Raw genomic sequence first — 13,497 nt, 5'->3', positions numbered from 1 at the left:
TAACGCAAATGTAAAAATAAATACTATAATAGCAATTAATATTTATCCAATATAAAGAAATTTTTTTGTCGTCTTTTTTAGATTGCTTATAACTAAAAAAGCATAAAAACCTTTTTAATTATTTTAGTTAGATATAAAATGAATTGAAAGGTTTAATGGAATTGCATTAAATTATTCAATTATTATTTTTTTTTGATTTATGTTGAAACTGTTGTTGTGTTTTTATTTTTTTTTATTTCGTCCCCACCAAATATAGCATCCGGATATTGGTAGACTTGCAATGAGTAAGCTACAAAGAAAGGCGAATATTTTTCCCGGTAATCCTAACAGGGCTCCGGTGTGAATATCATAATTCATTTTCATTAGGTTATCAGCAACTTCATCCGCTGTTTTTCTGCCCCAAAGATGGGAAACTGGCATCTCTTTCAAGCTGTATTGATCAAAATAGCGGTAGTCAATTTTCCAATATGTTCCCTTATCACTATTCGCATTGGCGGCTATTGGTGAAAGATTCGTTTCCGGCGGATGAATTTCAATGGATTTAGCTTGAGGATATTCTTTCTGCATTTTAAGCCAAACAGCATCTAATGGCTTTACGATTGTTGTAGTTGCAGTTTCCTGGTTTTTTTTCGAAAGCGGTTCTTCATATAATAATGATTTTTCACCACCGGATACTTTATAATACGAGTACGCAAACCATTGAAATCCCCATACTAATCCCGTAATGGCAAAAATAATTCCGATTATCAAGACGTAAAAACCGGTGACATTATGTAAATCGTAATTTTTCCTTTTCCATTTCGTGCCTTTTTTCCATTTGAACCAAAAGCGCTGTTTTGCTGCACTTTTATTTTTTGGATACCAAAGAATTATACCCGAAATCAACATTATCAGAAATAGTAATGTCGCCGATGCTACAATAGTTTGCCCAATTTCATGTGGCAGCCAAAGGTAGAAATGCCCGTCTAGTATAAAAGGAAAAAAACCTTCCTGATTATTGATTGTTTTTAGCACTTTTCCCGTGTAAGGATTCATGTAAGTCGTATGATGATAACTGGGTTCGTAATGAAAAAATATAGCTTCAACAGAATTATTTTTTTCATTGTATTTGATGGCGTGAAGTACTTTATTAGGAACTTCTTTTCTAGCGATGGGTTCCAATTGTGATGGAAGCAGAAAAGGTTTTTTTTGCGTTTCCACAAAGCGATATTCTTCTGTGATGTCTTGTATTTCCTCCTGAAAGGCATACAAACATCCCGTGATGGCGATTATAAAAACGATTAAACCAGAGGACAAACCAAGCCAAAGATGGATTTTTCGGATCGCTTTTTTGAAGTTATTATTTTTCATTTAAAAAGGATAAAACTCCCCACCGAAATGAGGAGTTTAGTAAAACAAAACCAATTATGAAACTTAAAATTTATAGGTTAAACCTGCTGTTACGCTTCTCAAACGCTGAGGTGTTACAGTAGACCATCCTGAATAATATCTTTCGTTTAATGCATTATTCAATTTTAATGCGATATTAAATTTATCACTCGTATAAGATAAAGCCGAATTCAAAACGGTATAACTTGGTAAGGCAAAGGTTCCAATATTCGCTCTGTTTAAGGTTTTGTACTCGCTGGCATAGTTTCCACCAAATCCAATTCCGAAACCTTTTAATTTTCCGGAAGTCAATGTGTAATTAGCCCAGAAATTAACTAGAGTTTCCGGTCCTGCTTCTTCGGGTCTTTGGCCTAAATAACCATCTCCGGGATTGTCTTTAGTAACTTCACTGTTATTATTACTGAATCCAGCAATAATGTTGAATCCTTTGACTGGATTTGCCGTAAAACTTACCTCAACACCTTTACTGTTTACTTCACCGCCTTGAATGGAATTGTTGATATTATTGGGGTCAGTCATTATTCTATTTTTTACATCAATGTTGTAATAACTAATCGATGCCGAAATAATATCCTTGTACAAGTTTGTTTTTAGTCCAAACTCATATTGATTGGCTTGTTCTGGGTCAAAAGATTCCATTCTCGGATTAGAACCATCCACTTCAGAAACTTCTCGTGGCGTTACATTTACAAAGCCATTCATATAATTAGAGAAAACAGAAACTTTATCTTTAATCAGCATGTAAACCAAACCGAATTTTGGAGAAACGGCTGCTTGACTGTTTTCTTCGGTTGCTGTTTTAGATTTGAAGTTATCAATTCTCAAACTCGCCATGGCTGATAATTTATCAGTAATATTCAATACATTCGACGCATAGGCACTAATAACCTCTGTTTCAGCAGTTGAGTTTCCTTCAAATGAACTTACTAAAAGGTTGTCAACTCCTGCTTGGGTTAGATCTCCCGTATCTGATCCATCGATTAAGGAAACAATTCCGTTTCCTACCCAACCGGTGCTTCCGTTTATAATATTTGACTTATAATAATCAATACCTGCGACCAGTCTATTTCTTAAACTTCCAATTTTAAAGTCGCCAATGAAATTCTGCTGAATATCAGTTGCCAAAGTTTCTCCGTTTCTTTTAGAAATGTATCGTGAAAAATCATTTCCGTTTGACGCATCAAATAAATACGAATAATACCCGGTGGTTTTACTGTTACTTCTGGATAATACCGTTTGGGAAGTCCATTGGTCAGACAACTTGTAAAACATTTGAGCTTGTAAACTATACGTTGGATTGCTGATTGATAGTTCGTTTGAAGTAAACGATTTTTTATAATTTCTTTCAAATAATTCGATTGAATTAAATGATAGAGCTGAATATCTGCTCAAGAAAAGCATGGGCGCATTAGCAGAATTTCTATTTGTAAATTCGGTATTGATTAAGAACGAGAGTTTATCGTTTACTTTATAACTCAACGAAGGCGCAAAGAAAACTGATTTGCCAAAACCTGCATCTTGAAACGAATTCTCTTTTTGATACGCTGTATTTATTCGAACGGCAACATCTGAATTTAAAGGTACGTTAACATCGGCAGTGATTCGGTCCAATCCATAGGATCCTGAAATATAACTTATTTCTCCACCAAAAGTTGAGTATGGCTTTTTAGTTACAGTATTTATTAAACCTCCGTAGGAAATCAAGCTGCTTCCAAATAATGTTCCTGATGGTCCTTTTATTACTTCAATGTTATCCACATTTGCAGGGTCGATACTTCCATTATTGATTCCCGGAAGTCCATTAATCATGGTGGGCTGAACAGCAAATCCTCTCATAGAAAAATATTCTGCTCCATCACCACCACGTCCAGTTGATTCCCAAAGACGCGTTATACCAGTTGCATTCTTTAAAGCATCATTAAAATTTGTCACTACTTGCTCTTTCAATAATTCGCTGGTAACGGTATTGTACACTTGAGGATTTTCAATATTGTTCAAAGGCATTTTAGAAACTGTAGTGCTTTTTTCTCTTTTGTACTTGTATCTGTTGGTGTTTACAATAACTTCCTTTAAGGTTTTAAGAGAATCTTTTTCTCGCTCTTTTTTTTCTTGAGCACTTGCTGTTATGCCAATTAATAAAACGGATAGGTAAAATGTATGTATAGGTTTCATTTATTTAGATTAATTAAAAATAATACCGCAAATATAATAGTGCTTTTTGTTTTAACAAAACTTATTTAGACTAAATATAAATAATACGAAAAAATAATTTTCAGTAAATTGAAAATCAGTATTTTAACAGCATGAAAAAACCTTGCTTATTTAGGGCAAGGTTTTGATTTTAACAGAGATGTTGAAGTTTTATTTGATTTTTTTCATCGAAAACTGTTCGGAACTTGGTTTTCCTTGTTGGATTCCCGAAATTTTAGCCACTAAACTGTCTGGAGTAATTTGGGTATAACTGATTTTTTGAGGGTAGTCATGTTTTAAATTTTCAAATGATACTTGTTTATCGGTTGCGGTTGTCAATTTGAAAGCAACAGGTTTGTCATTATTTTGTCCCTTTACGGTTGCAGTATAGGTCAAATTTTCTCCTTTTTGTTGTAATACGATAGATTCAAAATGAACTGTATCTTTCTCTTTGATGTAATAGGATTGTGCTTGAAAAGTGCTGTCGTTTACTTTTTTCCAATATTCGGTTAGAGTACCATCAACGGATTTATTTTCCCAATTCCCCAAAAGCCAACTTGCCGCTTTGATTTTTTCGTTTTTGTTTGAATCAGAATTTTTGCAGGAAACAATGGCTAACAAAAGTAGTATAAGAGTCGTTTTTTGAAACATTGGTCTAAATATTAAGTTTTATTTAAATTAAGCTAAGGTAAGAAAAAATAAAATAGTGTTCTTTTTTTAGTTTTTAAATTTCCAAAAAAAGACTAGACTTTTGAATACTTTTCAAACAAATAATTATAATACAACCGTTATAAAAAACTTAACCTTATATGTCATATAAGGGCATATAAGCGATTGTTTAGCAACTAATTTTAATGATTTATAAGGTGAAATTTAAATTTAGTTTTTAGCCTTAAATACTTTGTTTTAAAATAGTATAAACCAATTCCTTCGTAGGTTTTTGATCTTTTAGTTTAGCTCGAACCACATCAAAAGTCACTTTAAAATCACAACCCAATTTATAATCGCTGCAACCATAAGCGGTTTTTCCTTTCAGCACGGTTCCTTTTTGACATTTCGGACAGGTTAATTCGTCGGGAATGGCTTTCGCCAAAGTTTTCTTAGGTTCTAAAATGAGTTGGAAATTTTCGTCAAAGCGGAGTAAACCTTCCACAACCCCAGCATCGGTTTTGAAATCTTTTAAGTTTACCGTAGACCCTTTTTGAAGCAATCGCAAGTATTGTTTTTCGGATATTTTTTTCTCTGCAAAAGTGTAGGGCAATAGAAACGTGCATCCCGCTTTATAATCAGAACACCCAAACGAAGATTTTCCTTTGATAAGTGTTCCCTTTTTGCATTTCGGACAGGCTTCAGCCAAAATTCCGGCTACTTTCTTTTTCTCTACTTTAGTTACTTCTTTTTGTACACTTCCTGCATGCGAAATATTGGCGCGTCTCGTTTCGCTTCGGACTTCGTACACCAAAGTTTCGACCATGTTTTTCATGTTCTTAATAAATGCACCAGCGGTAAACGTTCCTTTTTCAATATCTTTTAACTGTTTTTCCCAAGAACCAGTTAGTTCAGCCGACTTCACCAAATCATTTTGAATCGTATCAATCAGTTGAATCCCCGTTGGTGTTGGTAATACCTGTTTTTTGTTTCTTACTATGTATTGGCGTCTAAAAAGGGTTTCAATAATATTGGCTCGCGTCGATGGGCGACCAATACCGTTTTCTTTCATCAATTCGCGTAAATCCTCATCATCAACTTGCTTGCCCGCGGTTTCCATGGCGCGCAATAAAGTCGCTTCCGTAAATTGATTTGGTGGTTTGGTTTCCTTTTCCAAAAACGAAGGTTGGTGGGGTCCTTTTTCGCCTACAACAAAACTCTGCAAGATATTGGCTTCTTTTTCTTTGGTATTAGGATCTTCAAAAACAACTCGAAATCCTTTTTTTAAAATCTCTTTTCCCGTGGTTTTAAATAAAACATTGGCAGCTTTCCCTACTACTGTGGTATTGGCAACCAAACAATCATCATAAAACACAGCAATAAATCGCTTTGCAATAATGTCATACACTTGCTGCTGATTGTATTGCAAATTGCTTTGAATTCCCGTTGGAATAATGGCGTGGTGATCCGTTACTTTTTTATCGTTGAAAACCTTGGGCGATTTTTTTATCTTTTTTTCCAAAAGTGGTTGCGTCAACGCAGCATAATTCGTCAAGTTTTTCAGAATCCCTGGAACTTTTGGATAAATATCATTGGGTAAAAATGTGGTATCGACTCTGGGGTACGTGACTACTTTTTGTTCGTATAACGTTTGTACAATTTTAAGTGTTTCATCTGCAGTAAAACCAAATTTGGTATTGCAGTACACCTGAAGACCTGTTAAATCGAATAGTTTTGGTGCAAACTCATTGCCATTCTTTTTTTCGACAGAAACAATTTCGAACTCACTTTCCTTTACCTTATTGGCGAGAAGTTCACCATCTTCCTTTTTCAAAAAGCGCCCTTCTTCATAGCTGAAAAGTGTTTCTCGATATAAAGTTTGCAATTCCCAATACGGTTGCGGTTTAAAATTCTCAATTTCCTTGAATCGGTCCACGACCATTGCCAATGTTGGGGTTTGCACCCTCCCAATAGACAAAACTTGTTTGTATCCGCCATGTTTTACAGTGTACAATCGCGTGGCATTCATACCGAGTAACCAGTCGCCAATGGCTCTGGAAAATCCGGCGTAGTATAAATTATCGTAGTTGGCAGATGGTTTCAAGTTCTGGAAACCTTCTTTGATGGCTTCGGTGGTCAAGGACGAAATCCACAAGCGTTTCACCTCGCCTTTGTACTGCGCTTCGTTCATGACCCAGCGCTGAATGAGTTCTCCTTCTTGCCCGGCATCCCCGCAGTTGATGACTAAATCGGCTTTGTCGAACAAGCTTTTTATGATTCTGAATTGCTTTTGGATCCCTGAATTCTCCACCACTTTGGTCTCAAATTTTTCCGGAAGCATAGGTAGGTTGTTCAAATCCCAACTTTTCCAGTGCGGTTTGTAATCGTTCGGTTCTTTCAAGGTGCATAAATGCCCAAAAGTGTACGTTACCTGATAACCATTGCCTTCAAAATAGCCATCGTGCTTGGTATTGGCTCCCAAAACGGATGCGATTTCACGGGCTACACTTGGTTTCTCGGCAATACAGACCTTCATTTTCTCTTACTAATTTAAGGGCGCAAATTAGGAATTTAGAAATTGTTATTAAAAAGAAATCGGTAGGAGTTATGAACGGCTTGGCTGTGCTATTTTTTAGGAGCAGAACGAACGGGTTTTCAATCACGAACCGTCCTGCTGTCCGCTGTATCCACGCGAAAAAGCGTGGGATGCCGCTTCCATCAGGGCTATTGATTTCGTTTTATTTTCATAATTACCAAAGCAAAAAATTTTTGTAGCTTGCTATTTGTTTTCTTCTCGAATGTATTTGTGTGAACCGTCACAGCTGGGCATTTTTTTAGACATTCCACAAATGCAATCGTTGATTCCTTTTCCGTTCAGAATACGTTGCGTGTATTTTTCTATTCGGGTTTCGCGGGTTTTGGATTGTTTAGCCTCGGAAAAATGGAGATTGTACGCGCGTTGTCGGCCGGGTGTTAAGGCATTGAAAGCGGTTTTTAAATCCGGATTTTTGTCAAAAGCAATTTGCAATTCTTCCACCAGTTCAAGTTTCTCATGGCTTTTAAAAATAACTTTTAGCCCCGCTTTTTCAATTTCAATGGCTTCATAAATGTAAGCTTTGATTATTGATAGATTTTCGGTGATTTCTTCCGGATTAGTAAATTTAAAAAAACGTACGGTCTGACTGTTTTCTCCGGGTTTGCATAGAATTCCATTACTATCTTGGAGTAAAATTCCTTTAAAAAAACTAAGTGTACAAAATCCCTTAAAACTGCCAATAAGTACAACATTATTTCCCTGAAAACAGTAACAAGGCATACGCCACTTGAATTCTTCGGTTAGCCCGCAATCGAGTAGCAATAACCGCAATTGCTCTATTTCGGGCTGCCATTTTTTGGCATTACTGATAAAGTCATCAACTTTAGGATTCATTTTATTAGATTTTAAAAAAATAATGAAGGTTTTGGTTTTATAAAAGTATTAAAATAAATCCGTTGCAAACACTATGATGCTGTAAATTAAAATTGGCAATCGATGCAAATGAAATATGAGGAACTAGCTAAATGCAATGTTGAAAAAATGCAGTTGCTATTTGTTGGTTATAATCCATAAAAAAAAACCGTTGCAAATACAAAATTGCAACGGTTCCTGAATTAATAAAGTAAAACCTTATTTGGGCATAACAACAGTATCAATTGCATGAATCACTCCGTTAGAAGCGGCCACATCAGCAAGAACTACGGTTGCAGTTCCTCCATTTGCGTCAGTCAACATCACTTTTCCATCTTTCAGGCTCAAAACAATAGTGCCACCTTGAACAGTTGTAACGGTATATTTTCCGTTATTTTTATTTATTGCATCAATTACTGTAGCGGCATCAAATTTTCCTGAAACAACATGATACGTCAATACTGCTTTTAATTTGTCTAAACTTTCTGGTTTCAGCAAACCATCAACAGTTCCTGCTGGAAGTTTTGCAAATGCTGCGTTATTTGGTGCAAAAACGGTAAAAGGACCTTCGCTACTTAACGTTTCTACTAATCCTGATGCTTTTACTGCAGTAACTAATGTTGAGAAATCTGCATTTCCTGCCGCTACATCAACAATTGTTGATGGCTCCACTACAACTGTAGTATCCATGGCTACTGCAGTAGAATCAGTCATTTCAGTAGATTCTGCTTGCTTTTTTTCTCCACAAGAAGTAGTTATTACTCCTAATAATACAAATGCGCTAATTGTTTTTACTAATTTCATAGTCAATGTTTTAAGTTTAAAATTATTTATATTTCAAATATACAGATTAAAAACTGTTGTTTAATCTTTTTAACAAATAATTAAACAAAAAATAAGATAATAATATTATAGTAGAGATGGGTTCTAGTTTTATAAATATGGAGCGCTGCAACCAAATTTCGCAAATTATTTAAAGATCAAAAAAAATACAATTGGAAGTCTTTGCAAATGAACGCTAGTAGGGGATTGGTAATGCGTACCTATATTTTAAAGACATCCAGTCGTTGCATCCAGAAAATTTCTGATTCAACAAAAGTAAGTTTGGTCTTAATGATGCGGTCACTTCTATCTCTGGGATTTTTAGTGACAAATCTCGCCTTGGAATTATTAAAATCCAACGTATATTTTTCATCAAAGTCTTCTTGTTTGTTCGAAGAGAAAGTAACCACATTGTCTTTAGCAGTCCATTTTCCTTTTCCGTATTTATTTACTTCAGGCGGAAATCCGTTTTTGATTTTAGAATATGAATGAAATACGAATTTTCCATCTTGATGTAAGGTCAATTTGTATTCAATTAAATGATTGCCTTCCTTGCCCAAAGTGCGATTGTAATCACCTGAAAATCCATTCGATTGCCCGAATGTTGTAAAGCTGAACAATACAAGTAAAGATGTCAGTAGTAATTTCATCGGTTTGGTTTTTCATGGGTTCGTACTTATTTGCTGCTTATGGTTTATTTGTGAGTGTCCGAGCAAGTGAAGTTTATTCTAAATTATTCCAACCTGTTACATTCGCTTTTTTGAATTGTAATATTCCATAGAGAATGACTAAGCAAACCAAAATAAAGATTGGAGACATAACTCTATCACTATTTAGTAATTGAACTACAAATAATATCACGCTGATAATTAAAATACCCCAAAATCCCAATTTTATCCATTTAAGTAGCATTATAGAGAAAATGACGCCCAATATTGCAAATGAACCATGAAGTAACATCATGTTTTCTGAAATATTGTATTGTGCAATGTTGTACATTTCCTGTGTTTTGAAAAAATAGAAAATTGCACTAAATGAATATGCAATGATTAAATAAATCAACCATGCTGTTAAGCATCCGTGTCTTTGTTTATTTTGCATTCTGTATTAGTTTTAAGTTTTATTTTAAATTTATCTTGATGTTTTTTACCACGCTCGTGCTAATTAAAATTTGTAATGTATTTGCTTTTGTTTGTGTTCACGAGCGGGACGCCAGCGCCAGCGGGGGAAAGCCAGCGCCAAAGGGGTTTTTTTCTGTTGTTTAGCTACAGTTTTTGTCCTTTTTCAATTTCTTTGTTTAATATTGTTAGTACTTCAACTACCAATTTGGTGCCTTTTTGAGAAATTCCATATACGTCTTTTTTAATAGTTTTACTTGCTGCTAAATCGTGATAAACAAGATCTTTTTCAATTAATTTCTCAATATTAACTTTAATTGTCGTTTCTCCTTTATCTAAATTTGTTGATATACGGTTTATACTTACAACTCTATTAAAAGAATTCAAATAATCTAAAATTTGGAATTCAATATAAGTAAATGATTTGAGTCTTTTATTTTCAATATTTTTCAACTTTTCTCGTATCTCATTACTAGATAATGTAACTTCACAAACACCATTTTTTTCATTATCAAGACAATCAGGACATCGCATCCTAAATCTTTTTAAAGTCTCTAACATTTCATATGCAAACTCGTGACCATTATTGCATTTAATAATTTGAGTTTGATTAAAATAATCAGAAATCAAAATATTCATATTAAACCTTGTTTGAGAAAAATATGTTACTAATTTGTCGTTTTTTGCTCTTGTGAAATTTAAGCCATTTCTTTTGCACAAACCATAATCCAAAGAATAAATGATAGATAATTGATTGTGATTATCATAGGTATTGTTATATGTTGTTATAAAACCATTTAATTCTAAATTGTCAAGCAGATTTGAAATTTCTTGATTAACAATAAAATGATTAGTTGGTTTACCAGGGATTCTTGTTCTCACCGTTGCTAATGCGTTTGCTTTTTGGCGACTTATGATATTGTTTAATAATTCATATTGATGTTCGTTTGATATTTTGTCTTCAAAAGGTTTTATAACATATTGATTGGCTAAGAAATATTTTAATGTTACATCATTGAAATATCTATGTGAAGCTTTTTCTATTGCTTCAATTGAAATTTTGGAATTATGGATTAAGCAAGATTCGTAACAATATGAAAGAATATAACCTATTTTTCTTGGATTGTTAAACGTAACACTGAATAAAATATCAAATAGACTATCTTCAGACATATCAAAAAATCGTTCCCAATGATTTTTTGGAAAAAAAAGATTTAGTCTTTTTTTTAATAATCTTTTTGTGTAATCCAATGCAAGCATTTCCATTTTTGAAATATCGACTTGCTTTTCAAAGCTATAAAAGGCATCAAAAAATTCAAGTGAAATTTCATCAATTTTAGAATTATCTAATTTTCCATAATAAAAACGATTTGGATAGACTGCAATTTTAAATTTCACAAAATCTTCGGATAAATTATTTAGTGGTGCTATAAACCAATCCATAAATATTTTCTGAGCATCTTCGTCGATCTCTGAGAAGTCATCTAGAAATATATATAAATGGTCAATATTTAATATGTTTTTGATTTCCTTTAGTTTTGAAATTAGACTTTTTTTAATGTCTAAATAACTTATCAGAGTTTTTTCAAATTCAGTTTTTATTGAAGAATTTTTTGAGTCTTGAGCATTTATTGATATTTTTGGATCTTTAGAAATATCAAACTGTAAGCTATCTGATGAAGATTTATCATTTTGATTAGTTTGTTTGAATGTTTGGATTAGAGATCCATCGATGTGTTTTATAACGTCATTTATCGTGGATTCAATTTCATCCAATTGCTCATTAATTTGTTCAATTTGATCTAAATCAAACCCCAATAATTTTTTTAAAATAGATACTTTTACAAAATCATCAAGTCTATTTTTTGTTTCAATAATTATTTCTTTAATTAAATTACTGTATATTAAATATTTATATAATTCTGAGCTTAATGATTTGACCTCTTCAGGTATTTCAGGAGTTGAATTGTCATATAATGATTTTACATCTATATAAATTGAAATACATTTCCTATTTGATATTAAATCTTTTTGTGATTTTTGAAAAATTGTTGACTTTCCTGTTCCTTTTCTCCCAACTAATATTGTGGTTCTCGGTAAATTTAGTTTTGTTATTACACCGTTGCTTGGAAGTAAATCGGTATATATATCGTCAATATTTTTATCCTCTATAAAATCTTCAATTCTATTTTTTCTTACAAGTTTTAAAGACTCTGCAAATTCTAAAAATTTTGTATTATCATTCATTCCTTCTTTATTTTAATTGTAGATTATAAAAGTTTGTTTCTCTTTATCTATTTCCAAATATATAAATTTCTTCCGAAAATACTGATAAAAATATATCAAGTTTAAATCCCTACCCAAAAGTAACTTCATTTGTTTTATCAACTTTACGGAAAACCGTAAACGCAATTATTTTAACATAAATTCCCTAGCCCTGATGGAAGGGAAAATCCTTTATTGATAAAACGCGAAGCAAGTTTTATCAATAAAGATTACTTCACAACATTCTTAATTTAATTGGAGTTCAGTGAATTTCATTTAGAATGACAGCAGGGAACAGCTCCTAAAAAGAGTTTAACTGGTTAAAAGTTTACTGTTTAAAGTTTCTATCATTGTAGTGTTTGTGTTATCGAAGGCTTTGTGTCTGGAAAGTTTTAAATGGATAGAGAATACGCCAAAAACGAGCCTTGCAAACTGAATACTTTTTTCGTATTTTTGCACTCCAATAAAAGGAATAAGAATATGTTAGATAGACTTCAAATAGTAAAACAACGTTTCGACGAGATTTCGGATTTGATTATTCAGCCGGATGTAATCTCGGATCAGAAACGTTATGTGCAATTGAATCAAGAGTACAAGAGTTTAAAAGCTTTGGCTGAAAAGCGCGATGAATACGTTATTTTGATGGCGAATATCGATGAAGCAAACGAAATAATTGCCGATAACAGTGATGCAGATATGACCGAAATGGCCAAAATGCAATTGGAAGAAGCAAAAGAAAGATTACCGGAACTGGAGGATGAAATCAAATTTATGTTGATTCCTAAAGATCCTGAAGATGCTAAAAATGTTATGGTGGAGATTCGCGCCGGAACGGGTGGGGATGAAGCTAGTATTTTTGCCGGGGATTTGTTCCGTATGTACACGAAATATTGTGAAAACAAAGGTTGGAGAACATCTGTGGTGGATATGAATGAAGGAACTTCGGGTGGATTTAAAGAGGTAATTTTTGAAGTTACCGGTGAAGATGTGTACGGAACGTTGAAGTTTGAAGCGGGTGTTCACCGTGTGCAACGTGTACCGCAAACGGAAACGCAAGGACGTGTGCACACATCAGCAGCGACTGTTATGGTGCTTCCGGAAGCAGAGGAATTTGATGTGCAAATTGATATGAATGATGTGCGTGTGGATTTCTTCTGTTCGTCAGGACCTGGTGGACAATCGGTAAATACAACTAAATCTGCCGTTCGTTTGACGCACATTCCAACCGGATTAGTGGCGCAATGTCAGGATCAGAAATCACAACACAAGAATAAAGATAAAGCTTTTGGTGTTTTACGTTCCCGTTTGTACGAACAGGAATTAGCTAAAAAACAAGCGGAAGATGCTACAAAACGTACGTCTCAGGTAAGTTCTGGAGACCGTTCTGCAAAAATTCGTACCTACAATTACGCACAAGGTCGTGTAACGGATCACCGTGTAGGTTTGACGTTGTATGATTTAGGAAATATTATGAATGGTGACATTCAAAAAATTGTTGACGAACTAGCGTTAGTTAACAACATGGAAAAATTGAAAGAAGCCAGCGAGGTTTTCTAAATGAAAATTTTGATTCTTCTTTTTATTTATTATCTGATTTTTTTTCTATTTAAACCATTA

10 protein-coding genes are annotated in these 13,497 nt (G+C 33.7%); 1 reads left to right on the top strand and 9 read right to left on the bottom strand.

All coding sequences use genetic code 11. The annotated features are described in order from the left end of the window. Positions 1–222: 222 nt before the first annotated feature. From ACNQF6_RS02825 to ACNQF6_RS02785, 9 genes are all read right to left on the bottom strand, one after another. Positions 223–1,350 (bottom strand): PepSY-associated TM helix domain-containing protein, encoded by a 1,128-nt coding sequence (locus ACNQF6_RS02825; RefSeq protein ID WP_417963051.1) that lies wholly within the window; start codon positions 1,348–1,350, stop codon positions 223–225. Between the two features lie 63 nt (positions 1,351–1,413). After that, on the bottom strand, positions 1,414–3,561 hold the full coding sequence (locus ACNQF6_RS02820; RefSeq protein WP_417963050.1) for a TonB-dependent siderophore receptor: 2,148 nt from the start codon (positions 3,559–3,561) through the stop codon (positions 1,414–1,416). Positions 3,562–3,750: 189 nt separating this feature from the next. Then, positions 3,751–4,230 carry a DUF6265 family protein gene (locus tag ACNQF6_RS02815; protein ID WP_417963048.1) on the bottom strand — a complete coding sequence of 160 codons (480 nt, stop codon included), beginning with the start codon at positions 4,228–4,230 and terminating at the stop codon, positions 3,751–3,753. Positions 4,231–4,471: 241 nt separating this feature from the next. Next, on the bottom strand, positions 4,472–6,763 hold the full coding sequence (locus ACNQF6_RS02810) for a DNA topoisomerase 3 (RefSeq protein WP_417963046.1): 2,292 nt from the start codon (positions 6,761–6,763) through the stop codon (positions 4,472–4,474). Between the two features lie 243 nt (positions 6,764–7,006). Beyond that, entirely contained in the window at positions 7,007–7,657 is a 651-nt protein-coding gene (locus ACNQF6_RS02805; protein ID WP_417963044.1) for a YdeI/OmpD-associated family protein, read from the bottom strand. A 237-nt stretch (positions 7,658–7,894) separates the two neighbouring features. After that, positions 7,895–8,479 (bottom strand): fasciclin domain-containing protein, encoded by a 585-nt coding sequence (locus tag ACNQF6_RS02800; RefSeq protein ID WP_417963042.1) that lies wholly within the window; start codon positions 8,477–8,479, stop codon positions 7,895–7,897. Between the two features lie 239 nt (positions 8,480–8,718). Then, entirely contained in the window at positions 8,719–9,147 is a 429-nt protein-coding gene (locus tag ACNQF6_RS02795) for a hypothetical protein (protein ID WP_417963040.1), read from the bottom strand. A 73-nt stretch (positions 9,148–9,220) separates the two neighbouring features. Next, on the bottom strand, positions 9,221–9,598 hold the full coding sequence (locus tag ACNQF6_RS02790; RefSeq protein ID WP_417963037.1) for a hypothetical protein: 378 nt from the start codon (positions 9,596–9,598) through the stop codon (positions 9,221–9,223). A 164-nt stretch (positions 9,599–9,762) separates the two neighbouring features. Next, a complete protein-coding gene (locus tag ACNQF6_RS02785; RefSeq protein ID WP_417963035.1) occupies positions 9,763–11,862 on the bottom strand; it encodes a hypothetical protein in 2,100 nt (699 codons plus the stop codon). 498 nt (positions 11,863–12,360) lie between these two features. On the opposite strand from ACNQF6_RS02785, the gene prfA reads away from it, so the two are divergent. Then, positions 12,361–13,437: a peptide chain release factor 1 gene (gene prfA / locus ACNQF6_RS02780; RefSeq protein WP_417963032.1), complete on the top strand. Its 1,077-nt coding sequence runs from the start codon at positions 12,361–12,363 to the stop codon at positions 13,435–13,437. The last annotated feature ends 60 nt before the right edge of the window (positions 13,438–13,497 follow it).

It is taken from the genome of Flavobacterium pasteuri, from assembly GCF_048286615.1.
Taxonomy (GTDB): Bacteria; Bacteroidota; Bacteroidia; order Flavobacteriales; family Flavobacteriaceae; genus Flavobacterium.
This window is presented reverse-complemented; position numbering and strand designations above follow the sequence as displayed.